Below are 25,293 nucleotides of genomic sequence, written 5' to 3'. Positions count from 1 at the left end.
AGTTGAGGTATTTACTATTTGCTCGGGGCAGCCGTACAGTTGATTCCTATAATTCCCAAGATTCCGTCATCGTCCACATCGAAGGTAATGTTCGGACCGCCGTCTCCCATGACAAAACCGGAATCGGTGTATTCCAAATCAAAAAGATTGTAGTTGCCCATTCTTTCCACTAAGGCCTCCGTGAACAAGACATCGCTGTCTATTTTCTTAAAGGTTTCGGCATCGTTTACCGGTCCCTTGGAACCGTTCCCTTTATCGACAAACACGGGAAAGTTGGTCAGGCTGGCGAGTGCGTCTACATTCATAGTCTTTACCGCATTGATAATCTTTATCGCAAAGGCATATTCCTCCACATAGATTCCGGTAAGCAGAGAGCTGTCCGAAAGCCCCACGAGAGTTGCGTGGTTCTCATCCAAAGAGCCCGTATAGGTGATGGTTGCTATCTGTCCAACGGTAAGATAACGCAGGTTGCCTTGAACGCCGGATTCGGGAATCGTCAGGGAAAAGGTATTTCCCAAGGCTGACTGGGCAGAAACGGAATATCGGGTCGCATCGGTAATGATACCTACGAAGTTATGGGTTTCGCCGTTCGCCTCCTGAGCAGCAGTGCCGGTACCCGCAGCCGTTCCCGAGGATGTGCCTCTTGCTCTGGGAATTTCGGACTCTGAGGCATCGGATGCCTGGGATGTGCCGGAAGCGGTATCTGCTTGTGAAGCCGCAGAGTTTGTGCCGGAAGCGGTATCGCTTTGTGCTGCATCTGAGTTTGTGTTAGCAGCAGCGTCGCTCTGTGCATTGCCGTCTTCTTCAGAGCTGTTTGTTTGATCTGAGTCAGCCTGAGTGTCTTGTGTCTGTGCGTCTGTATTTGCCGGTGTATTTGCGGCTCCGCACCCATTCATGGCAAGTGCGCCGATGAGGAGGAGCGAAAGGAGCTTTCCCGTTCTTTTTCTCATAGTCGTATATCCTTCCTTTATCAGAAGATAGAAAATAAATTCATCTTAATATATAATATACTATGGGCGGAAGGAATGTCAATCTTACAGCTCCAGCCTTCGGCTAAGAGGCAACATGTATGCACACAAAATGCGATGAAACTGCATTTTGGCGCTTGCAGTCTTCGCAGAATTGCATAGAGATGCAATTTTAGTTTCGCGATATGGACGGTTGAACAGTAGCGAATAGTAACATATCAATTCATGGAAGAGATTGAAATCCTTGTATTTAAGTATAAAACATAGTAAAGTTAAAAAAGAATCGAAAAACTGCTTTTATAGTGCAAAAGGGCGGAAAGAGAGGGAGACGAATGGAATGGCAGCAATTATTGTGCAGCGATAGGATAAGAATGTATAAGGGAAACGGGAATTCGGGAGATTTGCGCACAGAATTCGAGAAGGATTACCATCGTATTATCGGCAGCGCCTCCTTCCGGCGCCTGCAGGATAAAACACAGGTCTTCCCTTTGGATAAGAGCGATTTCGTGCGGACGAGGCTGACTCACTCCTTGGAGGTGTCCTCCTTTGCAAAGTCGTTAGGCCAGAATATATCGAAAAAGATTCTTCTGGATATCAAGGATCCTGCTTTTAAGGAGTCATATCAGGCGGATGTGTGTGATATTCTGCAATGTGCAGGGCTGTTGCACGATATAGGGAATCCTCCCTTTGGACATTTCGGTGAAACGGTTATCAGAGAGTGGTTTCTGAAAAATCTGGGAAGGCTTACTTACGGTGAAAAGACTTTGGAGGAGTTGCTTCTGCCGCAGATGAAGGGGGACTTGTGTCATTTCGAAGGAAATACGCAGGCACTGAGGCTCGTGACAAAGCTGCATTATCTGGTGGACGAGCATGGGATGAACTTGACCAAAGGACTTTTGGGCACCATTATTAAGTACCCCGTATCCTCTCTCGGAATCAACAAGAAAAGCGGAGACATCAAGGATAAGAAAATGGGATATTATTACGCGGAAAGGGATATTTTCGCGGATTTGCAGGAAACGCTTGGCACGAATGGGAAGCGTCATCCGCTTACCTATGTGTTGGAGGCGGCGGATGACATCGCCTATAAAACAGCAGATATTGAGGATTCCTTCAAAAAGGGCCGAATTACCTATGGGCAGCTTGTGCAGGAGCTGAAGGCGGGGGAAACCGGAAAAGAAGAGGATGAGTATTGCAGGCTGGTCGCAGCGTTAGAGGATAGATATCAAAAGGCGCTGGACAGAGGAATCGCCCAGCCCGAGACCTACGCGGTGCAGAACTGGGTAGTGAGAATCCAGGGAAAGATGATTGCCTGCGCTACTTATGGATTCACAAAAAACTATGAGGAAATCATGAGCGGTACATATAAAAAGGATTTGTTTTCCGGCACTTATATCGAGCATATGGCTGATATGCTGGGTGACATCGCCTACCGCTATACCTTCGTGTCCAAACCGATATTAAAGCTGGAAATCGCAGCGGAAACGATAATGAATTTCCTCCTCGACAAGTTTGTGGATGCGGCAATTTATTATGATACGGACAGAAAGCTAAACGACGTTCAAGAAAAAATGATTGCGCTCATTTCCGATAATTATAAGGCAATTTACAAGATATACTCCAAGGATAAGGACGAAAGAGAAAGATTATATTTAAGATTGCTGCTGGTGACGGATTTTATCTGTGGAATGACGGATAGCTATGCGAAACTTCTGTATCAGGAACTGAATGGTTTGATAGAGTAGGTTTAACAGAATAATTATGACAGAATAATTGTGAGGAAAAGGAAGTTACGATGAAAAGGAAGTTACAATGAAAATAGATAGAAAGAGGGCGGAAGTGGCTTTTCAAAGTTATGTAGAGGCTTATAACGTTCAAGATGAGAAGGTGCGCCTTAAAATAGAGCATACCTACCGAGTGAGCGCGTTATGTGATGAGATAGCGAAATCTTTGGGGTTATCTGAAGAAGATGTGGATTTGGCATGGCTGATAGGCCTTTTACATGATGTAGGAAGATTTGAACAACTGAAAAACTATGGAACCTTCATCGACGATTTGTCGATTAACCATGCGGAGTACGGCGCAGAAATTCTTTTTTCTCAGGGAAAAATAAGGGATTATATAGAGGACACTTTGGAGGATGAAACGATATTTACGGCAGTAAATTGTCATAACGCTTACCGCATTCCGGATAAGCTGGAGGCGAGGACGGAAATGTTCTGCCATATTATCAGAGATGCGGATAAAATAGATATTTTGAAGGTCAATGTGGACTTCCCCCTAGAGGAAATATATAACGTGACGAGCGAAGAACTAAGAAGCGGACAAGTTACGGAAGAAGTGCTGGAATGCTTCGAGGAGGAAAAAGCGGTATATCGGAAGCTGAAGACGACTGCGGTGGATAATGTAGTAGGGCATATTTCCCTCGTATATGAGCTGGTGTATCCGGTGAGCCTTGAGTTGGTGGAGAAGCAGGGGTATTTGGAGAAGCTGATGAACTTCGATTCGGATAATCCGGTGACGGAGAGGCAGTTTGAGAGGATACGTGGGAAGATGAGGGAGTATGTTGCGGGGAAGAATGGGGATAAGGCGGTTGAGGAGAAGTAGGTTAAGGGTGAAGTGAGGAACGGGTGAGGGGAGGAAAAGAGTAGGCGATAAGAGTAGGGTAAGGGGAATAAAAAAGTAAAGGGTATAAGGGAGTAGAAGGGGACAAAAAGAGTAGAGAGGAATAAAAAGGGTAAGGAAATAAGATAGGTAAAGAGGAATAAAAAGGGTAAGGAAATAAGATAGGTAAAGAGGAATAAAAAGAGTAAGGAAATAAGATAGGTAAAAAGGAATAAAAAGAGTAAGGAAATAAGATAGGTAAAAAGGAATAAAAAGGGTAAGGAAATAAGATAGTAAAGAGGAATAAAAAGAGTAAGGAAATAAGATAGGTAAAGAGGAATAAAAAAAGTAGGGGAATATGATGAAGAAAAGGGAACAAAAGGAGTAAAGGGAACAAAAGGAGTAAAGGGAACCAAAAATAGTAAGAGAGATAAAAGATACATAGTGGCTGTACGGAAAGAGGAAATGGAATTGACGAGAATGGAAAAATTTGCAAATTCAGAAAATAGAAATAAGGGCAAGCGTTTAAATAAGTATGTACAGGATTACATCGTTTTTGATTTGGAGACGACAGGAATCGATCAGGGAAGAGATGCGATTATTGAAATATCCGCAATTAAGGTAAGGAGCGGAGAGATTATCTCGGAATATTCCACGCTGGTGAATCCGGGAAGACATATTCCGGCAGGAGCCACTGCGGTAAATGGAATTACCGACGATATGGTAAGGAACCAGCCTGATATTAAAGAAGCAATCGGAGGCTTCACCCATTATATTGGAGCAGATATTCTGGTTGGACATAATATACATACTTTCGATACGAATTTTGCTTATGATGCGGCGAAGCTTCATTTAGGCATTGACATGAAAAATGACTATGTGGATACTTTGTATCTGGCAAGGAAATGTCTGCCTCAGCTTTCGCACCATAAGCTTACTGATGTTTCAAAGCATTTTCAAATTGAAACGAAGGGGGCTCATAGGGCACTGAATGACTGTATTATGAATCAGAGGTGTTATGAAGAACTTGGAAAAATATTGGGCACTGTGAAAGAAACAGCCCCTGAGCCTGAATGCCCTGTGTGCGGCGGGAACCTGATAAAGCGCAAGGGGAAGTTTGGTGAATTCTATGGGTGTGAAAATTATCCGGGGTGTAAGTTTACTATGAATGTGCGCAGAAGTGGATGAAATATCAATAACCGATGAAAATGCTGAGGTTTATGCGTTATAGTTCAGCTTGTCATACTCAATAAGAAAAAGGATGAAACTATTAAGAAACTAATAATAAGAATGAGGGAGAACAAAAACATGGAAGAAAAAGTTTGTCCGCAGTGCGGAGCACCTATTGAAGAAAATGCAGTTGCATGCAGATATTGCAGAACATCGTTCGAAAATGCAGAGGAATCGCCGGAAAGAGTTCAGGGAGAAGTTGTATATCAGCAGCCGGAGGAGGAAGCAGATATAAATACGAACAAAGTATATGCTGTATTAGCATATTTGGGTATTTTGGTACTGATTCCCCTTTTCGTGTCACCCAAGTCCGAGTTTGCCAGATTTCATGCGAATCAAGGATTGGTCTTGCTGCTGACAAATATATTATTCGGGGTATTCAAGCTCATAATAGGAGGAAGTATACTGCTTAACCTCGTATATTTTGTTATAAGTATGACGTTCTTTGTATTTTCTATCCTTGGAATTATAGCGGCAGCCAAAGGAGAAAAGAAGCCGCTGCCGATAATTGGCGGAATTCAGATTTTAAAATAATAAGTGGCAAATAAAAGACAGTCATAACCCTTCAGAATCCTTCATACAATGTAAAAAAGTATTCTGAGGGGATTTCTTTTGAAGGATTATATCGAGGAAAGGGCAATTGATATTGCTAATTATATTATTGATAACAATGCCACCGTAAGACAGACGGCGAAGCAATTTGGAATTAGCAAATCTACGGTACATAAAGATGTCACAGATAGGCTGCGACAGATTAATCCGTTGCTCGCAAAAGAAGCAAGGAAGGTTCTAGACGTCAATAAATCCGAGCGCCACATCAGAGGTGGGCTTGCTACAAGAGAAAAATATTTACACCAGCACGAATTGGGAATACAATGACATATGGGGATTTGTAAAGTCGACGTAAAATAATAAAGGACAAAAGATAAAATGTTGTATTCTAATCAAGACCTCAAAAAGTTAATTCTCCCGCTCGTAATGGAACAATTTCTGGCAATTCTTGTCGGTATGATTGATATGATAATGGTGTCCGGCGTAGGTGAGGCGGCGGTATCCGGCGTATCGCTGGTTGACAATATCAATGTGCTCATCATCAATATATCCGCAGCCATGGCTACCGGCGGGGCTGTGGTTGCAGGGCATTTTTTAGGACAAAAGGATTCTGACAGTGCAGGAAGAGCGGCGTGGCAGTTAATCTTTTTTTCTGCAATTATAGCCGTTGTTACTTCGGTCTGCGTCTTAGTGTGGCATGAGCCGCTGCTTCGCGTTGTATTCGGACAAGTGGAAGCGGATGTCATGTCCAGTGCTATCACCTATTTTACTATTACAGCACTTTCCATAACGCCTCTTGTAATTTATAATTCCTGTGCAGCTCTGTTCCGCGCCATGAACAGCGCGAAGACAACCATGTGGATATCCATACTTATGAATATCGTGCACGTGACCATCAATTCTATCCTGATATATGGAGTAAAATTGGGTGTTGCGGGCGCAGCTATTTCTACCACCATATCCAAAACTCTTGCGGCGTCAGTTATTTTATACCTGATGTTTAACCCCAATAAAATTATTAACATTAAAGGTAAGGTCACGTGGAAGCCCGACGTAGGACTCATTAAGAAAATACTTTATATCGGCATCCCCAACGGAATGGAGAACAGCTTATTTCAGTTGGGGAAAATAATGCTGCTCAGCCTTATTTCCACCTTCGGAACATTTGCGATAGCGGCAAATGCAGTATGCAATACGCTGGCAGGCTTTAATATCCTCCCCGGACAAGCGATTAACCTTGCACTTCTTTCAGTAGCAGCAGTATGTGTGGGGGCAGGGGACTATAAGCAGGCGAGATATTACACGAAAAAGCTGATTTGGCTGGCTATTGCCAGCACCGGCGTAACCTCCCTGCTGTTGATTATATTTGCACCATGGATTATGAAAATATATAATCTAAGCCCGGAAACGGAAATTCTGGCCATCCGGGTTATACGGTATCACGCAGCCATGGCTGTAATCCTTTGGATGCCATCCTTTACTCTTCCCAATACCCTTAGGGCAGCCGGAGATGTGGTATGGACGATGGCAATAGCAATTGGCTCCATGTGGACGTTCCGTATTATTACGTCATATGTTTTCAGCGAATATTTCGGGTTGGGCCTTATGGGAGTGTGGATTGCCATGACAATAGACTGGGCATTCCGCACGATTTGCTATGGGCATCGGTACCGAGGGAATAAGTGGGAACGCTGTATGATAGAAAAAGGCAAACCATAAAAAAGATAAAGGATTTGAAATAAAACGGGAAACAAGAAAGTTTGACAAGGCTTTCTTGTTTCCTATATAATAGAAACGCACGATTAGATTTGAGCGAAGCGAAAGGACGACATAGAGATGGAAAGAGAAATGATTATCGTACTGGATTTTGGCGGACAGTATAATCAGTTGATTGCCAGAAGGGTAAGAGAATGTAACGTTTATTGTGAGGTGCATCCTTATGATATGAGTTTAGATAAGCTGAAGGAAATGAAACCCAAGGGCATCATACTTACCGGCGGCCCGAACAGCGCATATGCTGCGGATTCACCGGTTTGTGATAAAGAGGTGTTTGAACTCGGCATTCCCGTACTGGGCATCTGCTATGGCTCCCAATTGATGTCCTATCTCCTGGGCGGCAAGGTGACGACCGCACCGGTAAGCGAATACGGCAAAACAGAAGTGGACGTAGATAATAGTAAGACAATTTTCAAGGATGTGTCTCCAAAGACGATTTGTTGGATGAGCCATACCGATTATATTGAAAAGGTACCTGAAGGCTTTACGATAACGGCGCACACCCCGGTATGCCCCGCAGCGGGCATGGAAGATGCTCAAAAAGGTTTATATGCAGTGCAATTTCATCCTGAGGTAGTTCATACAAAAGAAGGTGTGAAGATGCTTCGCAACTTCGTAACAGACATCTGCGGCTGTAAGGGCGATTGGCAGATGGGCTCCTTCGTAGAAGAAAATATTAAAGCAATTCGTGAAAAAGTTGGAAACGGCAAGGTTCTTTGTGCTCTTTCCGGCGGCGTGGATTCTTCTGTAGCGGCTGTTCTGTTGTCGAAAGCGATTGGCAAGCAGCTGACCTGTGTATTTGTGGATCACGGTTTGCTCCGTAAAAACGAAGGTGACGAGGTGGAGGAGGTATTCGGCCCTAACGGTCATTATGACTTGAACTTCATTCGTGTGAATGCGCAGGAACGTTTTTATAGCAAGCTGGCAGGAGTGACGGAGCCGGAGCAGAAGAGAAAAATTATCGGCGAAGAATTCATTCGTGTATTTGAAGAAGAGGCGAAGAAGATTGGCGCGGTGGATTACCTCGTTCAGGGGACGATTTATCCGGACGTTATTGAAAGCGGACTGGGTAAGAGCGCTGTGATTAAGTCTCACCATAATGTAGGGGGACTCCCGGATTATGTGGACTTCAAGGAGATTATTGAGCCGCTTCGACTTTTATTTAAAGATGAAGTAAGAAAAGCGGGACTGGAATTGGGTATTCCGGACCATCTCGTATATAGACAACCTTTCCCCGGACCGGGACTCGGTATTAGAATTATCGGCGAGGTTACGGAAGAGAAGGTGAAAATTGTTCAGGAAGCGGATGCGATATATAGAGAAGAAATCGCTAAAGCGGGCGTGGATAAGGAGCTTGGGCAGTATTTCGCGGCTCTTACCAATATGCGTTCGGTAGGTGTTATGGGCGATGAACGGACCTATGATTATGCGATTGCGCTTAGGGCGGTAAATACTTCGGACTTTATGACTGCGGAGGCAGCGCAGATACCTTGGGAGGTGCTGGGGTGCGTTACCAGCAGGATTGTGAATGAGGTGAAGGGGGTTAACCGGGTGATGTATGATTGTACGGGGAAGCCGCCGGCGACGATTGAGTTTGAGTGACCTAGAAACGCTGGGAAGCCGCTAAATAAGCGACTTCCCAGTTTCTGCGTCAGCTAAATGTCAGCAGAATTTAGAATCGGAGTAGGATATTATTGATTCGGGATGAGTTTTTAAGTGTTTAGAAAAGAAATACGGATTTTAAGAATAGTATAATTATTTATCTAGAAAATAGTCCTTAATCTATAGAATGAATTTGGTTGTGGATTAGGGGAGTATATATATACAATAACAATAGAAAGCAGAGTAGAGTAACTTAGTAATTGATATAGAACATATTCAGTCTTACATCAAGGAAACAGAACTTACAGAGCTGACAGAACAGCTCCTAGAGAAGTTAAAACAAAAGCCGAATGGTGAATATACAAAGTGCCAGGTAGAATCGGTAGATGATTTTAAAGAACCAGTATTTTAAATGGGTAGACCGTTATCGTATCTCGAATGGGAGGTGCGATAGCGGTCCTTTTATGTTGATATTAATCGTATATGAAGTGATTTAAGTCTTCATGTAAAAATGCCTGATGTGAACTGAAAATATTATGACAATCAACTTCTAAGCATCCCATATGAGGATTCATACATCTTTGATTTAGTTCAAATAAGTAGTTTACAGGGTAACTGGATCTTGCAGCTTTAATTTCTTTACTTATATTGAATGTGCTGCCAATTACACCGATACCTACACCTAATATATCCAATGCACTTTTCAGTGAATCAGGAAGTGTTGAGAATGCATTCAAAACTGGAATTGCAATTGGAACTACCATAGTTTTTAATCCAAAAAAATGTGAAACGAAAATATCGTTACATCTTTGTTTGTATAATTTTCTTGAATCTGTGAGATCTAATATATGATCATTGATGATATCTGATATTATAATTGGATCATTGCAGGTTTCTAAAGATGTCTTTAAGTTTGTTATATCTTCAAAGAATATATGACGTTCATTACGTGATGTATTACGAAAATTTACTAGCTCATTTGGGGTTAAATTAATTATTTCATTAGGTACCATATGATTAAAGGTTATTGCGCATAAATATGTTTCATCCTCTTCGTAATTTCGCGAATCAATATTTCCGTCAAAATCAAAGAAATTCCTTGCACACCATGCTTCAGATTTATCTGTACTTAAATGCAAATTATTCTGTTTGGCAATGTTTTCAGCAAGAAACATCATATAAAAATTCGCAATATCACTTGGAACATCAAGAAAATCACTTACACTTCCATTTTGCGCTAATAGTATTTGTTTTAATCTTACATCAACTTTATCTTTGTGCATTTTAACATACTGTTCATCGTGAAGATTTGCACTTTCTAGAGCAGCAGCCCATGCTTTTTTGTTATCTTTCATAAACTGTTTGAATTCCGTGAAGGCGTTGCTTGCATAATTTGTAGGATTAATATCATGAATAATGTCACTTGAACTAAGTAACTCTTTAATATTATTGCTGTCAGCAGGACTATAGTTTTCAGGAACAATACGATAAATATGATCCCATAAAATTGAAGCAGTCCATAGCCAATGTGGATTTGCAAATTCTATTGTTGGATAGTATAAAGTACTATTGCTTGTCATATAAAAACCTTCTTTCTTTTTATTTATAAATAAAATAACAAATATGTTAACTAATGACATTTATGCAGAGTGTTTGAACAGAGTTAAGTTTTTCATTTTTTACTATAAACTATTGGTGGATCTCAATTTTTATTGAGATTATGAGTAAACCACGAAGTACTTTCGAACGCTAAAATTATACAGTATTATAAACATAGTTTGAAAACACCCCTCCTATCTCAAAGAAACTATAATTAGATGGGGGTTCTTTTCCTAAGAATCACTTCTCAATCGGCACATTAAAAGTCTGCAGCGAATCCTTATATTGCATCTGTAGTATTTTATCATCTAACGTTCCAGCTTTATAAGCTGCAATTATTTCCCGAACTGTATGGTTCAGCGCAGTGGATAAAACAGAATTATAAAAATAAATCCCTAACAGAGTTTCCCCATCAAAAGAGTTTGTCTCTCTCTCAATCTCTATTCCCGATTTCTCTAGATAGCTTACCATAGAAAGATACTCTGTATAAGCATTGGCCGATTCGCCAGTAGCTTCTAACAATTCTGAATGTTTAAATATGGCACAGCAAACAAAGGTTCCGATACCGGATCTTTCAGGAGCTGATGCTATCTGTATATCAAATCCATTTCTGATTAATTTCTCAAACATAAGAATGAATTCATTTACTTTTTTGATAGAAAAGGATGAATTTACAAATGGCTTGTATTTTTCCTGTACCTTAGCCGCATTCATTTTTTCTATTTCCATAGTATCTAGTGGGAATCTGTATTTCCAAAGTAAATATTCTTTATCATCATATCCAGAATCTTCTGAATGGGATAGAAGTTGTGATTTTGCTCGGTACCAGCTGTCGAGCTTATAGTTGGTATATCGAAACAATGGGTGTGACTCGTCAAATGACAACACATACCGATCTGATTCTTTTTCTATTACCAGTCCGTGATTTTCCTCTAATTCAAATAAGATCTGCATCAGATCTAGATCAGAATAAATATCGTGATCCTTTAGTGCAGATACATCTACATCTAAAGCAGCTGCAATCTCTTTTAACTTATCTTCTTTTGGAATCATTTTATGGCTTTCATACTGTCGTATTCGAACATCGGCAGTAGCGGCTGAAAATCCAGCTTTGATACCAAGTTCTTTTTGAGTCATACCTCGTAGATCGCGTATGGCTCTTATTTTATGTCCAACTGACATCTTAAAAATCACCTCATTTTCTTAATGATGAACCCATTTTATCATAGAATAGAAAAAATAGAAAGAACAGAAATAAAAATATTTCTAATTTGCACTTGACAGAAATAAATATACTTCTGTATAATGAAAATTGAATAGTAATAAATTTATTTCCATTCCACATATTACACGAGAGGAGAGAAACGTATGGAAGAGATGAAGAAACCAGTTTATGTAGATGTAAACGAGGTATGTGCTGATTGGGGAATTTGTCGAAGCAAAGGATACGCCATTATTAAGGATTTATCGGAGCGAATGAAAAAAGAAAATCCGAAGTTGCTTGTAATGAGTGGAAAAATCAACCGTATCTACTACGAGGAAGCATGTATGAAGAGGTAACTGATGATGAAGTTTAGAGAAAAGAAAAAGCCCCTGTTGGCGCAGGAGCTTGGGCACATGACTATGCATATACGTTACATATAAATGTATTCTAGCATAGTTGCCGCCCTTTTTCAAATGAAAGGAGTGATCTTTTGGCAGTTTTAAAGAACAAAACCCAGGGACTATATGTGAATGTAAGCAAAGATATTTTACTTGATCAAAAGCTTAGTTTGAGAGATCGAGGAATGTTGGTAACAATATTGTCCCTATCAGACAATTGGGATTTTAATTTGAAAGGCTTTTCAAAAATTCTACCAGACGGAGTAGATTGCATCCGGTCTAGTGTGAATGAATTAATGAAAAGAGGATATTTGACTGGTGGACAGGAAAGAACTGGGAGAGGGCGCTTTGGTAAAAATGTGATTGAAGTGCATCAGGTACCAGTTCCACCGCAATTGGAAAATCCGATTACGGTAAATCCGTTCACGGAGAAATCGAAAACGGTTCCTTCGATTACGGGCACACCGCATACGGAACATCCAACACAAAGCGTATGGAACTGATTGACAAACATTTATGTAACATTAGTATGTCAGAGGAACTGGATTTGGAGATTTTGGAATCTCTTCGGACAGTATTGGAATTATTAGATCATTTGTATGGTAGCAATGAGTAGCTACAGAAAGAGAGGCAATTATGTATATTAGTGATAGAAGACTACTGGTGGTGGGGATTGATCATGGTTTTTCCATGATGAAGACTCCGCATGCAACATTTGAAAATGGTGTTGAAAAATTGGGTGGAGAAGCCACCCTTACCAACAACACTTTAATTTATCAAGGAAATTATTATAAAGTCGGAGAAGGAAGACTTCCACTTATGCAGACAAAGACAGAGGATGAGAATTATTTTTTACTAACATTAGCTGCAGTTGCAAAGGAAATGGATATTTATCAGCAACACAGTGCAGATGTGATTTTAGCAGTTGGTTTACCATTTAGCAGATTTGGAAAGGAAAAAGAAGATTTTTATTATTATCTGTTACGAGAAGATTCGATTCAGTTTAACTATTGTGGTAGGGATTATGAGATTCAGATTTTAGATGTTTATGTATTTCCACAGTGCTACGCAGCAATAGCAGACAAGCTTCGGGAATATGGAAGAGAAAATCTGATTATAGATATTGGATCGAAAACAATTGATGTGATTCATACAAGAAATTATGTACCAGTAGAAAGTGAAAGTACTTCGATTCCAGCAGCATTGATTCAGTGTATGGAAGGCATTAAAAGCAATGTATATCAGAATTGTAATCGCAGAGTCAGTGAAGATATGATTCAGCAGATGATTCTTGAAAAGGACGTAAATATTCCAACAGATTGTAAGGTGATTATTAGAGCAGGACTTGCAGACTTTGCAAAAGGTATTGAAGCAAAGTTAGCAGAACTGGGATTTGATCTGGAAATGTTAACAGTCATCTATGCAGGTGGCGGTGCTATGTTGATGAAGAATTATGGAACCTTGAAAGGTGCAAATATTCACTACCTAGAAGATATTAGGGCAAATGCAAAGGGATATGAATTCTTGGCAAAGCAAAAAGGTAAATTCTAGGTGAAGCAAGACAAAGATGATATTTTCAGGAGTTAGAGGTGAGGCGATGGCAGGAAAAAGTGAGTTGCAGAAATCTTTGTCCTTTCGATTAAATCTATCGAAAGAGGATGAAAGAGAATTGTATGAAGCAATTATGGGACATAACCGTGATAACGCAAATGATCCATATGGTAGTAGTGGGGCTTATATCAAAGCAGCATTGAAATGTTATCACGGAAATGAAATGCAAATGGAGCAGCAAGAGCATTTCAAATTGGAGATGCAGGAGTATTTACAGATGCAGGCAAATGAGCAGAGAGAGTTATTCTTAAAGGCATTAGAAGTCCATGATCAAAAGATGGTAGCTATGATTGTAGAATCGGTAGCAAGTACTTTGGCAAGGATGGAAATTCATCCTTCTGTAAAACCGCATAGGGAAGAAAATAACACTTCTTCCCTGGAGAAGGTACAGGGGAAAAGGGTAGAAATAATCTTACAGGATACGATAGATTAAACTATGCCAGAAGAAGCCTTTTCTTATTTGCAGAATTTATAAGTTCACAATGTGGGTGTTACAGCTTGTATCTATTGTCTTACATATTGCAAGACACATGTTTCGGTGAAATAAGATGTGTTGCATATTGTTAGACAAATATAAGAAATGTTAGACAGGCTATTGTGAGTGAAGGTTTATCATGGGGCGTTTCGTCTACGCTGTAGCCGAGTGGTTTTTCTCCAGAATCGGATGCAATGAGGCAGTACATGAATGCGTACTTTTCGTTGCATCCAATCCCTACGAAAAATCACAAGACCACTATCATCCCATGTAAGTTACGAAAGATTATTTCGAACGTGCCAGCTGCTAATAGAAACTCTCCACCGGAAACTTTCCATTAGTGCTATCACCGATCTCAATAATCTTCTGTTATGTAGTGGAGGATGATGGGCAAGTTTCGCAAATGTGGTACCCACATTCGCACCGGAAGCAGCCTTTGGGCTGTTCCTAAACTTGCCAGAGGGGCTTTGCCCCCTTGGATCCCCAGCAAAAGTTTCACTCTTGCATCTGGAGCCGCTGATGCGTGTGATGAAATTACAAGACATCCACTGGATGTCTCTCCATCTAATCCCATCCATCAGCTAGGGGCAGGCTATTCAATATAGACAATATTGACGAGCCTGTCCCTGCACCCCAAAAGACAAAAACCACGAAAGGAGTGTCATACAAAGTGCGAAAAAGAGAATACCAAGTGAAGTTTCGAATGAACAAAGAAGAGTATGAGCGATTGCAGGAAAATGTAATTGCTTCAGGACAGACACAACAATCATTTATTATCAATGCTCTTGCTGGGGTAATCATAGCTCCAAGACTAGCCTTGGATGGAGAGATGCAGATGTGGGTAGATGCAGAAGATAGTTTGGATGTTTGGTAATTAATATTGAATATCATATCAAATACCTTGTGCATGAGAAATTCCAGAGTTGAGAAAAGGTCGGACTAGAATTTTAAAAATTTACTTTACGACTTTATGCTTTACGAATAAAATTAGCTTATTTTTTTTGCTTGTTATTATTCCGATAAAAGAATATAATATAATACAGATTGGAGGTTTCTAATATGGAATATTTAACAACAATTGAAATGTCTGAAAAATGGAATATTACATCAAGACGGATTGGGGTATTGTGTTCAGAAGGACGAATTGATGGAGCGATAAAAAAGGGAAAAACATGGCTAATTCCATCAGATGCAGTGAAACCGGAAGATGCTAGATATAAGAAAAAACCTGAGGAGGATAAGCAGTAATGATAGATACAAAAAAAGAACAGGAACGTGATGAGTTACATCGTGCGATATGGGCAATTGCTGACGAATTAAGAGGAGCAGTAGATGGATGGGATTTTAAGAATTATGTCCTCGGTATGATGTTTTATCGATATATTTCAGAAAATCTTTGTAGCTATATTAATGAAGGGGAAATCAAAGCAGGAAATATAGAGTTCGCTTTTGCCAAAATGTCCGATGAAGATGCAGAAGAAGCAAGAGATGGTCTTGTAGAAGAAAAAGGTTTCTTTATTCTTCCAAGTGAATTGTTCTGTAATGTTAGGGCAAAAGCTGCAAATGATGAAAATTTAAATGAAACACTGGAAAGTGTATTTCGCAATATAGAAGAATCTGCAAAGGGAAGTGATGCAAAGAATGATTTTGCAGGTTTGTTTGATGATTTTGATGTAAATAGCAATAAGCTTGGTTCTACTGTAGCAAAAAGAAATGAAAAGCTTGTGAAGCTATTAAATGGTGTTGCACAGATGAACTTAGGTGATGTGAAAGACCATTCCATCGATGCTTTTGGTGATGCTTACGAATACCTGATGTCCATGTATGCATCCAATGCTGGAAAGTCTGGTGGAGAGTTTTACACGCCAGCGGATGTATCAGAATTATTAACAAGATTAGGAACCGTTGGAAAAACAGAAATCAATAAAGTTTACGATCCAGCTTGTGGTTCAGGTTCTCTTTTATTAAAAGTGGAAACCGTTTTAGGAAAAGAAGCTGTTCGTAATGGCTATTATGGGCAGGAAATTAATATTACCACATACAACCTTTGCCGAATCAATATGTTCTTGCATGACATTGGTTTTGATAAATTCAATGTTGCATGCGAAGATACATTGATAGCACCTCAGCATTGGGATGATGAGCCGTTTGAACTGATAGTATCCAATCCACCATATTCTATCAAGTGGGCAGGAGATGAAAATCCATTACTGATCAATGATCCTCGTTTTGCACCAGCTGGAGTGCTGGCACCAAAGAGTAAAGCGGATCTTGCGTTTATTATGCATAGTCTGTCATGGCTTGCATCCAATGGAACAGCTACTATTGTATGCTTTCCTGGTATTATGTATCGTGGCGGTGCAGAACAGAAAATCCGTAAATACTTAGTGGATAATAACTTTGTTGACTGTATTATTCAGTTGCCTAGTAATTTGTTCTTTGGTACAAGTATTGCAACTTGCATTATGGTCATGAAGAAGAATAAGAATGATAATCAGACCTTATTTGTAGATGCCTCAAATGAGTGTATTAAGGTTACCAATAACAATAAGCTCACACCTAAGAATATTGAACGAATCGTAGATATCTTTGCAAATCGTGAGGAAGTGAAACACTTTTCTCATTTGGCAAGTTATGAAGAGGTTGTTGAAAATGAGTATAATCTTTCTGTATCTACTTATGTAGAGGCAGAGGATACTCGTGAAAAGATTGATATTGTAAAACTGAATGCAGAGATTGAAGAAATCGTTATGCGTGAGGATGAATTGAGAGAGGCCATTCGAAACATCATCGAAGAAATCGAGGTGTAGTTATGAAAGGATGGGAACTTGCACGATACTTTATCGATGCAAAGAAGTCAATTGACTCAATTTTATATATTTCTGAGCACGGGAAGCAGATTTCTAATATTAATTTACGAGAAAAGACAAATGACATACGAAGAAAGTTCTATATCAACTGTTGTGTAGTTCTTGATAAATGTTTTCCAAAAGACAAAAAACGTATTTGTGAAGATAATGTAATAAGCTCAATATATTATGAGCGTGATAAAAACGGTGCACATAAAGATGACGACTACATTAGTAAAGAGTATGAATCTTTAACTGATATGACAAGTGATATGAAACAACAAATTCAATCAGTCAAAAATATTTGTTCTGATTATTTGCCAGAGCAGATAACACTTGATTATGTTGCTTTTGATAGTGATTTATTTCGTATTGCAAACGGTATAAGAAAAGAAATTGAAGAGCAGATTATGCTTGATAAGCATCCGGGAAGAAATGAAAAACTACCAGAGTCAGTATCAACGAGGACAATTGCTATTTTTAATGATACTGAAGATTTGAGGAAAATACCAGAAAATAATAGAAATGAATATGGTACATTATTCGAAATGGGAATTAATACGGAAGAAAGTTTACAAAAACTGCAGGATGGATGTATAAAAACGAATCTCTTATATGGAGAAAAAATGTGGGTTTCAATATCGAAGGAAAATATAAAAAAGCAACTGCATTTACGAGAGATTGGGTTATATGATTTGTTTGATAGACCAATTATCCCTAAAGATAAAATCGAGTTCAATAAATTTTTAGAAATTATACGAAAGGAGGGATTGTTTGATGATGAAACTTGAAAAAATGATTCATGAATTATGTCCAAATGGCATTGAATATAAAAAGCTCAGTGAGGTTGCTTCTGTTTTCAGAGGCGGTAACTTTCAGAAGAAGGATTATGTAGAAAATGGGACACCGTGTATTCATTATGGTCAAATATACACACAGTATAACCTCTTTTTGGATAAAACAATAAGTTTTATTTCTGATGAAAAAGCTGAGAATGTAGATGAGGGGTGATGATATGAATGGTGATATTAATCCATATAGAAGTTTATCAGCTGATATTTCGCCTACGGATTTTGAAATATTTTGCATGAATACACTTCAAGCATATGCTATTCAAGAAAACTTAAAGGATTTTTCAGTTTCACATAATCAAAAAGTTGAGTCTAATGATGGTACTTATCAGATAGATGTTCTTGGAGAATTTACTATAATGGGAACAAAGGTTAAGATGATTGTAGAATGTAAAAAATATTCAAGAGCGATTGAACGTGAAAAAATTTGTTCATTATATCAAAAACAACAAAGTCTTGGAGCAAATAAGAGCATCTTTATGTCAACATCTGGTTATCAAAGTGGTGCAGTTATGTTTGCAAAATCTCATGGCATTACATTGATTCAGATTGTAGATGAGTTTGTAAAGCATATACAAAATTCTATTCAACCAAATTTAGATTTTTTGAAGATACAAATGTTTGTTAGAAGGCAAATGCCTAAGTATTTTGCGTTACAGTGGGATTTGGATTCCGATTATCCATATAATGAAATATATCCGACAAAAGAAATGTATAAAAATGTTATTGATACTATAAAGAACACAATGTTTGATGGCACATAAATGTGTTAAAACAAGGAAACTTCCATTGTTGTTTTAAGCTAGATGGATTGATTTTTAATATTATTTAAAACATGCAGAGAACATTGAAGAGTATTTTGGAATTACAGAAATTCCGAAAAATATTAATATGGGGGAAAAACTATGCAGAATGATTATGAAATATTTGAAGATTCTGTTCGTAATACATTTGGCGGCGTTATGTGGTCGCATAAGATACATGAAAAGCAATCAGATTTATATGCTAAACAATATAAAAGCATGGAAACTGCTAAAATTTTAGCTGCATCTTTAACTTCGGTAGGAATTGTTTCGCTGATATTTACTGACCAAATATGGGTTAAAATTTTATCAGCTTTAATATCATTTGTTTCGGTTTTTGTAAGTGCATTTTTTAGGTCATTTGATTTGCAGAATATGATATCGTCACATACGTCTGTAGCACATAAACTGTTGAATAAAAGAGATGAGTTGAAACTGCTAATATTAAGAATTCGGTTGGAGCAAGATACGGTGGCTGTGTTAATGGAGCAGTATAATGAATTAGTAAAACAAGTTGATGAAATCTATAGCGATGCGCCAAGAACAACAGACAAGGCAGTAAAGCAGGCAAGAATTGCATTGAATATAAAACAAGATAATAGGTTTTCTGAACTGGAAATTGATGATAGTCTTCCAGAAAAATTAAGAAGGGAAGGAAGAGAATGAGTGATTTAGTGCAGAAACGTGGAGAAATAATATCTATGGATATAAGAAGCAAAATTTCTTTGCGTTATCATACAGTTACATCTGCTATAAATAGAGAATTTTGGAATGTGTCAAGTGACTCACAGAACAGTTTGTATGTAGGATCTTATGGAAGAGGAACCGCAATTGACACAAGTGATTTAGACATATTGGTTCTTTTACCAGAGAAAGAATATGAGCGCCATGATGCTCTTAAAGGAAATGGACAATCAAGACTTTTGCAGACAGTTAAGCAAGCTATTTTAACATCATATCCAAGAAGCGATGTTAGAGCGGATGGACAAGTAGTGAAAATAACATTTTTTGATGGGATGAAATTTGAAATATTACCTGCATTTAAAAATTTAGACTGGTTTGGTAATTGGGATGGTTCATATAAATATCCGGATTCAAATATGGGAGGGAATTGGCGTTCTACGAACCCTAAAGCTGAGCAAGAAGCTATTAAAATAAAAAATCAAAGTAGTAATGGACTATTTTGCGATACATGTAAACATTTGCGATTTATACGTGATAATCATTTTAGTAGTTATCATCTTTCTGGGATTGTGATTGATAGTTTTGTTTATCAAGCAATTGGGGATTGGAGATGGACACCACCGGGAGATAGCTCATCTGCAGCAAGTGGAAGTTATGAAAAAGTACTAATTGATTATCTTACTTCAAATTCAGCATGGGGAATTCTTTTATTATATGCTCCAGGTAGTGGGCAAAAAGTTTTAACAGAGAGTAGTCTAGAATGTTTGAAGAAAGTAATGAATTATATTGCCATATAATTAAAACAATCTCGTTATGATTAATAATGAAGGGCTGATATTTTGTGAATCAGATATTATAATTATGTAAAAAGTATTAAATAATGTTGTGTGGAGCGAAGACGAGTTACAAAATCGGCTAACTTGGTTATTGGTATGAAGTAATTGAAATTTTAAGAATCCAATTATTAAATTATTAATTTAGGAGATCCATTAGGAGGTAAATTCATGGACCAACATAAACTTGAATCTATATTACAAATTGGAGAAACAATTGCTGTAGAATTTAAGCGTTGTGGAAATGGCATAGAAAATGATGTCTATGAAAGTGTCTGCTCTTTTCTGAATAGATTTGGCGGTGATATTTTCATGGGTGTCTTAAATGATGGTACAGTAATAGGTGTTCCAGAAAAAGCAGCTGGAGATATGATTAAGAATTTTATTAAAGTTATCAGTAATCCAATACTGTTATCACCGACGATTTATCTTGTTCCTGAAATTATTAAGTATGATGGAAAAACAATTATACATGTGCATGTTCCTGTAAGCGCAGAAGTTCACAGTTTTAAAAAGGAAATCTATGATAGAGTAGATGATTCTGATGTAAAAGTAACTGCGACATCACAGCTTGCATCTATGTACATTCGTAAACAAAGTATTTTTACTGAAAAAAGGATTTTCCCATATGTATCAATAGATGATTTGAGGTTAGATTTATTGCCACGCGTTAGAAAAATGGCTACAAACAATATTGAAGGTACGCATGGTTGGGAATCAATGACAAATGAAGAGCTTTTAAGAAGTGCAGGGCTTTACGGGACAGACCGAGCCACTGGAGAAAAGGGATATAATCTTGCTGCAGTTATGCTTCTTGGAAAAGATGATGTGATTAGAGATATTTGCCCAGCATATGAAACAGATGCGCTTGTAAGAAAGATTAATGTAGATAGATATGATGACAGAGAAACTGTAAGAACTAATTTGATTGAAAGCTACGATCAGTTAATGGATTTTGCTAGAAAGCATTTGCCAGATAAATTTTTCTTGGAAGGAACTGAACGTAAGAATCTACGTAATATTATTACACGAGAAATGATTGGGAACACTTTAATTCATAGAGAATTTACAAGTTCGTATACCGCTAAATTTGTTATCGAGAAGAAAAGAATGTATACAGAAAATGCGAGCCGTTCAGTAGGAGATGGAGTGATTACACCTGAGAATATGGAACCTAATCCTAAAAATCCAATTATAGCTTCATTTTTTAGAAATATTGGCTGGTCAGATAGACTCGGATCAGGAGTCAGAAATCTGTATAAGTATTCGAAATATTATTCAGGACAAGAACCGGAGTTTATTGAAGGCGATGTTTTCAGAATAATTGTTCCGTTGGATGAGGAATATTCTTTTGATACAGTAGAATCTAAAGGTAAGAATGATTCAAATACTTTTGGCAAAAGTCCTGAAGATATTCTTTTGTCTTTGATTTATAAAAAACCTGATATTAAGACAAAAGAGATATCTGAAACTTTGCATTGGACACCAAACCAAGTTAAGTATTGTATAAAAAAATTGAAAGATGAAAAAAAGATTAAGCGAGAAGGTTCAAACAGAGATGGATATTGGTTGATTTTATAAAAATTATTGGTTGAAATTCAACCAATAATTCAACCAATTGAATCTTGCTTTTGGTTTATAACGAAAGAGAGCATATTGTATGACAAAAAATAGAAAAATAATTCTCTTTCTTATAAGTGTAGTGGAATAGATAGGGGGAATATGAGAGCAATTTTGGTTATAACTAGCTCAATGGATGTTACGGTTGATTATGTGATAAAGAAATACCATAATGATGCATTATTTTATAGACTGAATGTGGATGAGCTATTTAAATATAAAATAAATATTGGTGGAAAAAAACAGTGGACAATAGCCTGTGGAGATTGGAAAATTGAAAAGACAGGTTTATATAGCATATACTATAGAAAACCCATTTTACCAGATTTGTCGGAATATGAAAAAGAGTATCATGGAATGATAGCAAAAGATATTATTTCATTAATTAATGGAATCGCAGATGATTTTGAGGGGAAAGTGCTGACAAGCCCAGCAATACTAAGAAAAACAGAAAATAAGACATTCCAGTTACTATATACGATCCGAAATGGTATTTCAATTCCTGAATCGTATATTGGAAACAGCGGAGAAGATACTTTAAAATACATAGAAGGAAAGTCAATTATCAAACCATTAACAACGGGAAAATTAAAAGTTCGTGATGGGATAGAAATGTATCAAACAAATTATTTTGATGATTTATCAGAAGATATTAGATTGACACCGTTGTATATTCAAAACTATGAGGAAAAACAGTATGAGATCAGATTGACTTATATTAATGGTAATATATTTGCGGTGAGACTTGATTCAGAAGACAAGCTGGACTGGAGAAAAAATTACAGTGGATTGAAGTATTCGATTGTAAAGTGCCCAGAAAATGTAATCATTTGGTGCAAAAAATTAATGAAGGATTTCGAATTGAAATTTGGAGCCTTTGATTTTATAGTTAATAAAAGCGATGAATGGATATTTTTGGAAGTTAATCCAAATGGTCAATGGTTATGGTTGGAGAAAATATTAGATATTCCAATTTCTGAATGTATATTTAAATATTTAATTGACTAGCAAATAAATAGGAGAGTATAAATGGAAATAGTGAAAAGCTTGATGAAGATAGCATTAAATTTTATTCTATGGATTTGGTCGCATTGTCCTATTATGAGTTTAAGTAATGATGATAATTTTGCAACATTAGAAATAGAAGAAATGAGACAAGCCCATCTGCGAATTAGTGTTCTAAATATTATGCTGGGAGATAGGATAGTATATATTTTATCGTATGATATAAAAGAAGAAAGATTTTCTGTGATAAAGCTGTTGCATTTAACTGATATTGAAGGGAATCTTTTGAAAAATGAAAAAATTGCCGAAATACAAGAACGGTTTAGGAACCATATAGCAGAAATAACAGATGAAGATTTGGAAATCGAAAAAGAAAAACTACTTTATCATATTGAACATGAAGAGCAGCGAATAAGTTCAAGTGTTGATAAAATAAACATTTATGCTACAATAATATTAACAGTTATACCGATTGTGTTGGCAATAATAGATTTTGCAACTTTAAAAGAGATATCTGTAATTTTACAAATCATGGTTTGTATCGCTATATATGCATTACTTAATGTATGCATATTCATTTTCAGAACAATAAAAGTACGTGGTATCAATAAGAGTAGTTTTGCTGATTTGAGAAGTAGTGAAAAAAGAAGTTCGGAAATTGTTGTTCAGTATCAATATGATTGGCAACAAGTGAAATATAAGGCGCAATTATTTGTGAGCATTGTATTAAATTTACAGGAGTGGGTAATATTGCTCCTGATACTGACAATTGGTATTTCTTTTGGAGCTACAATACAAATTAATGATGAGTCAAACAAAGTTTTATCTGAATCAGAAAGCATTGTTATTACAGTAAACAAAAACGAAATTTCTGTACCATATAGCGATAGTGCTATCGATTGGCAAAGTATGGTTTATGAGATAGAGAAAAAAGAGTGTACACATATCATTGTTTTATTAAATGATGATGAAGTACCTACAGAGATAGAAGAACTTGATAAATATAAGGATTTGGACATTGAAGTTTTAACTGATAAAGAGATAGATAAATCGATGATGAAGGTGGTTGAGGTAAGATGAAAAAGCACATATTGAGTACATATGGAGAGTTATGCAAAATGAATACAATAGTTGATTTGGGCAAAACTACATATGAAACAAGTACAGTAGAAACAACTGACGCAGATGAATTTTCGATGATTGGTGTTACGCAAGAAACCAGAAGTCAGGAGAATTCGGATCCAGACGAGTTTTTGCTAGAACCTACTAATATTACAAAAACTATAGAAACAACAGATGCAGATGAATTTATATGTTCCGGACCGACAGGAGTAACGGAAACTGTTGAGAATTCAGATGCAGATGAGTTTTTATTAGAAGGACCGACAAAACAAACATTTACACAAGAAAATACAGATGAAGATGAATTTTTGTCGTATAGTTTAAATGTTAATTTATCAGGTGATTTTGATGAAATATTACTTGTATAAATATAATACGTCGCACTTTTGGTGCGAAATAAATGCGAAGTAGAATTGAGACATCATGTCGTCATTTTGTCAGCAAAATTCTTCAAAAATCCTTGGAAATGATGGAATATACAGAATAAAAATACAAAATATAGTAAGAAAAGAAAATATAAAACACAACATATAGTACTAACTATTGAGTTTGAATGATAGAGTAAGCCCCAAAAATAGTGGATTTAAGCCATTTCTGGGGCGTTTGTATTGGGGGTGATACCCTTTTGATACCTGTATTGGAGTTAATATATAATTTGATTTTTTGCAATTCAAATTTTTTTCGTTTCGAATTATTTGCACTTCGAAGGTAGGACATGGAACAGAGAAACGCAGTATTCCTAATTTTATAGCATTGTATCCAGTCAGATTTTGCCGTGATATAATTCTTCTAAAATATTCTTTATGAGTATTTCCTTCACTCCTTCATCGTATTTTCCAATGATTTATTGAAACAACTTACAGCACATGATATAATATTTACGTTGTTATAGCCATTCGGCAGTTGCTGGTGCGAAAAATGGCGGCTGATTTTGGCAAGCGTTACACTACTCCAATTTTTAATCCTTATTCTATAAAAATATATTAGAAATAGATGCTAAACGTTTGCTCAATAAATAAACAGGAGGAAAAATAATATGGATTGGTGGCAAAATCCGTCGTATGCGGTTATTGGAATAATAGGAGCAGGAGCATTTATCGGGCTGTTAATACTTATTATAAAACTTAGCAGTAACGCTTCTAAGAAAAAAGTCGAAACTTTTAAGCAAGAAAATCCAAATGTCGCAACGATATTTATAGTTGGCGAACAGTATTATGATGTTAGGCTAACAAAAGTGGACAGTGAAAAAGCTATGACGTATACTCCGAGTATCAAATCAAGCTCGAGCCTTACATATATACTGCCAGGAGAACATACTTTGACACTTGTTCACCAGCACGCAGATGAGTCCTATACTAAAACTGCTGAGTACAAGAAAAATAAAGTTTCTATGATGAAGGTGTCGTTAGAAGCAAACAAGGATTACACTATCCATTATGGGGAAACGCCTGGCGATTACGAAATTGCTGAGGGCAAGCCGGATAAATTAATATAAATACATATTGAA

General features: G+C 37.3%; 28 protein-coding genes. 25 read left to right on the top strand and 3 right to left on the bottom strand.

The annotated features are described in order from the left end of the window. Positions 1–14 precede the first annotated feature (14 nt). Positions 15–950: a hypothetical protein gene (locus CC90_RS0113115; RefSeq protein WP_031391223.1), complete on the bottom strand. Its 936-nt coding sequence runs from the start codon at positions 948–950 to the stop codon at positions 15–17. 350 nt (positions 951–1,300) lie between these two features. Here CC90_RS0113115 and CC90_RS0113110 point away from each other — a divergent pair, with 350 nt between their 5' ends. The 7 genes from CC90_RS0113110 (at position 1,301) to guaA (ending at position 8,732) form a co-directional block, all read left to right on the top strand. Continuing rightward, positions 1,301–2,713 (top strand): deoxyguanosinetriphosphate triphosphohydrolase, encoded by a 1,413-nt coding sequence (locus CC90_RS0113110; protein ID WP_031391222.1) that lies wholly within the window; start codon positions 1,301–1,303, stop codon positions 2,711–2,713. A 67-nt stretch (positions 2,714–2,780) separates the two neighbouring features. Beyond that, entirely contained in the window at positions 2,781–3,575 is a 795-nt protein-coding gene (locus CC90_RS0113105; protein WP_031391221.1) for an HD domain-containing protein, read from the top strand. A 462-nt stretch (positions 3,576–4,037) separates the two neighbouring features. Continuing rightward, positions 4,038–4,760, top strand: coding sequence for an exonuclease domain-containing protein (locus tag CC90_RS0113100; RefSeq protein WP_408606104.1), 723 nt, complete (start codon positions 4,038–4,040; stop codon positions 4,758–4,760). 120 nt (positions 4,761–4,880) lie between these two features. Next, positions 4,881–5,336 carry a DUF4870 domain-containing protein gene (locus CC90_RS22415; protein WP_035315708.1) on the top strand — a complete coding sequence of 152 codons (456 nt, stop codon included), beginning with the start codon at positions 4,881–4,883 and terminating at the stop codon, positions 5,334–5,336. 78 nt (positions 5,337–5,414) lie between these two features. After that, positions 5,415–5,681, top strand: coding sequence for a sporulation transcriptional regulator SpoIIID (gene spoIIID / locus CC90_RS0113090; protein ID WP_031391218.1), 267 nt, complete (start codon positions 5,415–5,417; stop codon positions 5,679–5,681). Positions 5,682–5,732: 51 nt separating this feature from the next. Further along, positions 5,733–7,073, top strand: a complete 1,341-nt coding sequence (locus CC90_RS0113085; RefSeq protein WP_031391217.1) for an MATE family efflux transporter — start codon at positions 5,733–5,735, stop codon at positions 7,071–7,073. A 117-nt stretch (positions 7,074–7,190) separates the two neighbouring features. Further along, positions 7,191–8,732, top strand: a complete 1,542-nt coding sequence (guaA, locus tag CC90_RS0113080) for a glutamine-hydrolyzing GMP synthase (protein WP_031391216.1) — start codon at positions 7,191–7,193, stop codon at positions 8,730–8,732. Between the two features lie 473 nt (positions 8,733–9,205). On the opposite strand, the gene CC90_RS0113075 is transcribed toward guaA, so the two are convergent. Both CC90_RS0113075 and CC90_RS23220 read right to left on the bottom strand, forming a co-directional pair. Continuing rightward, the gene (locus CC90_RS0113075) at positions 9,206–10,312 is read right to left on the bottom strand and encodes a hypothetical protein (protein WP_031391215.1); all 1,107 of its coding nucleotides are present in this window, start codon (positions 10,310–10,312) and stop codon (positions 9,206–9,208) included. A gap of 259 nt (positions 10,313–10,571) precedes the next feature. Next, a complete protein-coding gene (locus tag CC90_RS23220; RefSeq protein ID WP_051869559.1) occupies positions 10,572–11,513 on the bottom strand; it encodes a helix-turn-helix domain-containing protein in 942 nt (313 codons plus the stop codon). A gap of 186 nt (positions 11,514–11,699) precedes the next feature. Between CC90_RS23220 and CC90_RS0113065 the strand changes: the two genes are divergently transcribed. The 18 genes from CC90_RS0113065 (at position 11,700) to CC90_RS0112975 (ending at position 25,281) form a co-directional block, all read left to right on the top strand. Next, complete coding sequence (locus CC90_RS0113065; RefSeq protein ID WP_242843306.1) at positions 11,700–11,891, top strand: hypothetical protein; 192 nt, start codon at positions 11,700–11,702, stop codon at positions 11,889–11,891. A 134-nt stretch (positions 11,892–12,025) separates the two neighbouring features. Next, entirely contained in the window at positions 12,026–12,436 is a 411-nt protein-coding gene (locus tag CC90_RS0113055; protein ID WP_031391212.1) for a helix-turn-helix domain-containing protein, read from the top strand. 133 nt (positions 12,437–12,569) lie between these two features. Continuing rightward, positions 12,570–13,484 carry a ParM/StbA family protein gene (locus CC90_RS0113050; RefSeq protein WP_031391211.1) on the top strand — a complete coding sequence of 305 codons (915 nt, stop codon included), beginning with the start codon at positions 12,570–12,572 and terminating at the stop codon, positions 13,482–13,484. Between the two features lie 46 nt (positions 13,485–13,530). Next, positions 13,531–13,977: a hypothetical protein gene (locus CC90_RS0113045; RefSeq protein WP_132038484.1), complete on the top strand. Its 447-nt coding sequence runs from the start codon at positions 13,531–13,533 to the stop codon at positions 13,975–13,977. 181 nt (positions 13,978–14,158) lie between these two features. Beyond that, on the top strand, positions 14,159–14,293 hold the full coding sequence (locus CC90_RS24830; protein ID WP_278245474.1) for a hypothetical protein: 135 nt from the start codon (positions 14,159–14,161) through the stop codon (positions 14,291–14,293). 396 nt (positions 14,294–14,689) lie between these two features. Continuing rightward, positions 14,690–14,893 carry a plasmid mobilization protein gene (locus tag CC90_RS0113035; RefSeq protein ID WP_031391208.1) on the top strand — a complete coding sequence of 68 codons (204 nt, stop codon included), beginning with the start codon at positions 14,690–14,692 and terminating at the stop codon, positions 14,891–14,893. Positions 14,894–15,078: 185 nt separating this feature from the next. Continuing rightward, a complete protein-coding gene (locus CC90_RS0113030) occupies positions 15,079–15,267 on the top strand; it encodes a transposase (RefSeq protein WP_031391207.1) in 189 nt (62 codons plus the stop codon). Next, positions 15,267–16,829 (top strand): type I restriction-modification system subunit M, encoded by a 1,563-nt coding sequence (locus CC90_RS0113025; protein ID WP_031391206.1) that lies wholly within the window; start codon positions 15,267–15,269, stop codon positions 16,827–16,829. The genes CC90_RS0113030 and CC90_RS0113025 overlap by 1 nt, the downstream gene beginning before the upstream one ends. A gap of 2 nt (positions 16,830–16,831) precedes the next feature. After that, positions 16,832–17,659 (top strand): hypothetical protein, encoded by an 828-nt coding sequence (locus CC90_RS0113020; protein WP_031391205.1) that lies wholly within the window; start codon positions 16,832–16,834, stop codon positions 17,657–17,659. Beyond that, positions 17,646–17,879: a restriction endonuclease subunit S domain-containing protein gene (locus CC90_RS0113015; RefSeq protein WP_031391204.1), complete on the top strand. Its 234-nt coding sequence runs from the start codon at positions 17,646–17,648 to the stop codon at positions 17,877–17,879. Before CC90_RS0113020 ends, CC90_RS0113015 begins: the two co-directional genes overlap by 14 nt. Before the next feature lie 4 nt (positions 17,880–17,883). Then, the gene (locus CC90_RS23215) at positions 17,884–18,483 is read left to right on the top strand and encodes a restriction endonuclease (protein WP_051869558.1); all 600 of its coding nucleotides are present in this window, start codon (positions 17,884–17,886) and stop codon (positions 18,481–18,483) included. A 141-nt stretch (positions 18,484–18,624) separates the two neighbouring features. Continuing rightward, the gene (locus CC90_RS0113005; protein WP_031391202.1) at positions 18,625–19,188 is read left to right on the top strand and encodes an SLATT domain-containing protein; all 564 of its coding nucleotides are present in this window, start codon (positions 18,625–18,627) and stop codon (positions 19,186–19,188) included. Continuing rightward, positions 19,185–20,003 carry an SMODS domain-containing nucleotidyltransferase gene (locus CC90_RS0113000; protein ID WP_031391201.1) on the top strand — a complete coding sequence of 273 codons (819 nt, stop codon included), beginning with the start codon at positions 19,185–19,187 and terminating at the stop codon, positions 20,001–20,003. The genes CC90_RS0113005 and CC90_RS0113000 overlap by 4 nt, the downstream gene beginning before the upstream one ends. A 207-nt stretch (positions 20,004–20,210) precedes the next feature. Continuing rightward, on the top strand, positions 20,211–21,620 hold the full coding sequence (locus CC90_RS0112995) for an RNA-binding domain-containing protein (RefSeq protein ID WP_031391200.1): 1,410 nt from the start codon (positions 20,211–20,213) through the stop codon (positions 21,618–21,620). A gap of 141 nt (positions 21,621–21,761) precedes the next feature. Next, positions 21,762–22,667, top strand: coding sequence for a hypothetical protein (locus tag CC90_RS0112990; RefSeq protein WP_031391199.1), 906 nt, complete (start codon positions 21,762–21,764; stop codon positions 22,665–22,667). Between the two features lie 21 nt (positions 22,668–22,688). Further along, positions 22,689–23,744: a hypothetical protein gene (locus tag CC90_RS0112985; RefSeq protein ID WP_031391198.1), complete on the top strand. Its 1,056-nt coding sequence runs from the start codon at positions 22,689–22,691 to the stop codon at positions 23,742–23,744. Positions 23,745–23,782: 38 nt separating this feature from the next. Then, positions 23,783–24,154 carry a hypothetical protein gene (locus tag CC90_RS0112980; RefSeq protein ID WP_132038485.1) on the top strand — a complete coding sequence of 124 codons (372 nt, stop codon included), beginning with the start codon at positions 23,783–23,785 and terminating at the stop codon, positions 24,152–24,154. 668 nt (positions 24,155–24,822) lie between these two features. Continuing rightward, complete coding sequence (locus CC90_RS0112975) at positions 24,823–25,281, top strand: hypothetical protein (RefSeq protein ID WP_031391196.1); 459 nt, start codon at positions 24,823–24,825, stop codon at positions 25,279–25,281. Positions 25,282–25,293 lie beyond the last annotated feature (12 nt).

The sequence above is a fragment of the Kineothrix alysoides genome (assembly GCF_000732725.1).
Classification (GTDB): Bacteria; Bacillota; Clostridia; order Lachnospirales; family Lachnospiraceae; genus Kineothrix; species Kineothrix alysoides.
The sequence above is the reverse complement of the archived record's forward strand: the minus strand, read 5'-3'. Positions and strand labels throughout refer to the sequence as shown.

Excerpts from the sequence above, each read along its gene's own strand:
- CC90_RS0113115 (WP_031391223.1), bottom strand. The coding sequence starts at position 950 with ATGAGAAAAAGAACGGGAAAGCTCCTTTCGCTCCTCCTCATCGGCGCA.
- CC90_RS0113110 (WP_031391222.1), top strand. The coding sequence starts at position 1,301 with ATGGAATGGCAGCAATTATTGTGCAGCGATAGGATAAGAATGTATAAG.
- CC90_RS0113105 (WP_031391221.1), top strand. The coding sequence starts at position 2,781 with ATGAAAATAGATAGAAAGAGGGCGGAAGTGGCTTTTCAAAGTTATGTA.
- CC90_RS0113100 (WP_408606104.1), top strand. The coding sequence starts at position 4,038 with ATGGAATTGACGAGAATGGAAAAATTTGCAAATTCAGAAAATAGAAAT.
- CC90_RS22415 (WP_035315708.1), top strand. The coding sequence starts at position 4,881 with ATGGAAGAAAAAGTTTGTCCGCAGTGCGGAGCACCTATTGAAGAAAAT.
- CC90_RS0113085 (WP_031391217.1), top strand. The coding sequence starts at position 5,733 with ATGTTGTATTCTAATCAAGACCTCAAAAAGTTAATTCTCCCGCTCGTA.
- guaA (WP_031391216.1), top strand. The coding sequence starts at position 7,191 with ATGGAAAGAGAAATGATTATCGTACTGGATTTTGGCGGACAGTATAAT.
- CC90_RS0113075 (WP_031391215.1), bottom strand. The coding sequence starts at position 10,312 with ATGACAAGCAATAGTACTTTATACTATCCAACAATAGAATTTGCAAAT.
- CC90_RS23220 (WP_051869559.1), bottom strand. The coding sequence starts at position 11,513 with ATGTCAGTTGGACATAAAATAAGAGCCATACGCGATCTACGAGGTATG.
- CC90_RS0113065 (WP_242843306.1), top strand. The coding sequence starts at position 11,700 with ATGGAAGAGATGAAGAAACCAGTTTATGTAGATGTAAACGAGGTATGT.
- CC90_RS0113050 (WP_031391211.1), top strand. The coding sequence starts at position 12,570 with ATGTATATTAGTGATAGAAGACTACTGGTGGTGGGGATTGATCATGGT.
- CC90_RS0113045 (WP_132038484.1), top strand. The coding sequence starts at position 13,531 with ATGGCAGGAAAAAGTGAGTTGCAGAAATCTTTGTCCTTTCGATTAAAT.
- CC90_RS24830 (WP_278245474.1), top strand. The coding sequence starts at position 14,159 with ATGGGGCGTTTCGTCTACGCTGTAGCCGAGTGGTTTTTCTCCAGAATC.
- CC90_RS0113030 (WP_031391207.1), top strand. The coding sequence starts at position 15,079 with ATGGAATATTTAACAACAATTGAAATGTCTGAAAAATGGAATATTACA.
- CC90_RS0113025 (WP_031391206.1), top strand. The coding sequence starts at position 15,267 with ATGATAGATACAAAAAAAGAACAGGAACGTGATGAGTTACATCGTGCG.
- CC90_RS0113020 (WP_031391205.1), top strand. The coding sequence starts at position 16,832 with ATGAAAGGATGGGAACTTGCACGATACTTTATCGATGCAAAGAAGTCA.
- CC90_RS0113015 (WP_031391204.1), top strand. The coding sequence starts at position 17,646 with ATGATGAAACTTGAAAAAATGATTCATGAATTATGTCCAAATGGCATT.
- CC90_RS23215 (WP_051869558.1), top strand. The coding sequence starts at position 17,884 with ATGAATGGTGATATTAATCCATATAGAAGTTTATCAGCTGATATTTCG.
- CC90_RS0113005 (WP_031391202.1), top strand. The coding sequence starts at position 18,625 with ATGCAGAATGATTATGAAATATTTGAAGATTCTGTTCGTAATACATTT.
- CC90_RS0113000 (WP_031391201.1), top strand. The coding sequence starts at position 19,185 with ATGAGTGATTTAGTGCAGAAACGTGGAGAAATAATATCTATGGATATA.
- CC90_RS0112995 (WP_031391200.1), top strand. The coding sequence starts at position 20,211 with ATGGACCAACATAAACTTGAATCTATATTACAAATTGGAGAAACAATT.
- CC90_RS0112990 (WP_031391199.1), top strand. The coding sequence starts at position 21,762 with ATGAGAGCAATTTTGGTTATAACTAGCTCAATGGATGTTACGGTTGAT.
- CC90_RS0112985 (WP_031391198.1), top strand. The coding sequence starts at position 22,689 with ATGGAAATAGTGAAAAGCTTGATGAAGATAGCATTAAATTTTATTCTA.
- CC90_RS0112980 (WP_132038485.1), top strand. The coding sequence starts at position 23,783 with ATGAATACAATAGTTGATTTGGGCAAAACTACATATGAAACAAGTACA.
- CC90_RS0112975 (WP_031391196.1), top strand. The coding sequence starts at position 24,823 with ATGGATTGGTGGCAAAATCCGTCGTATGCGGTTATTGGAATAATAGGA.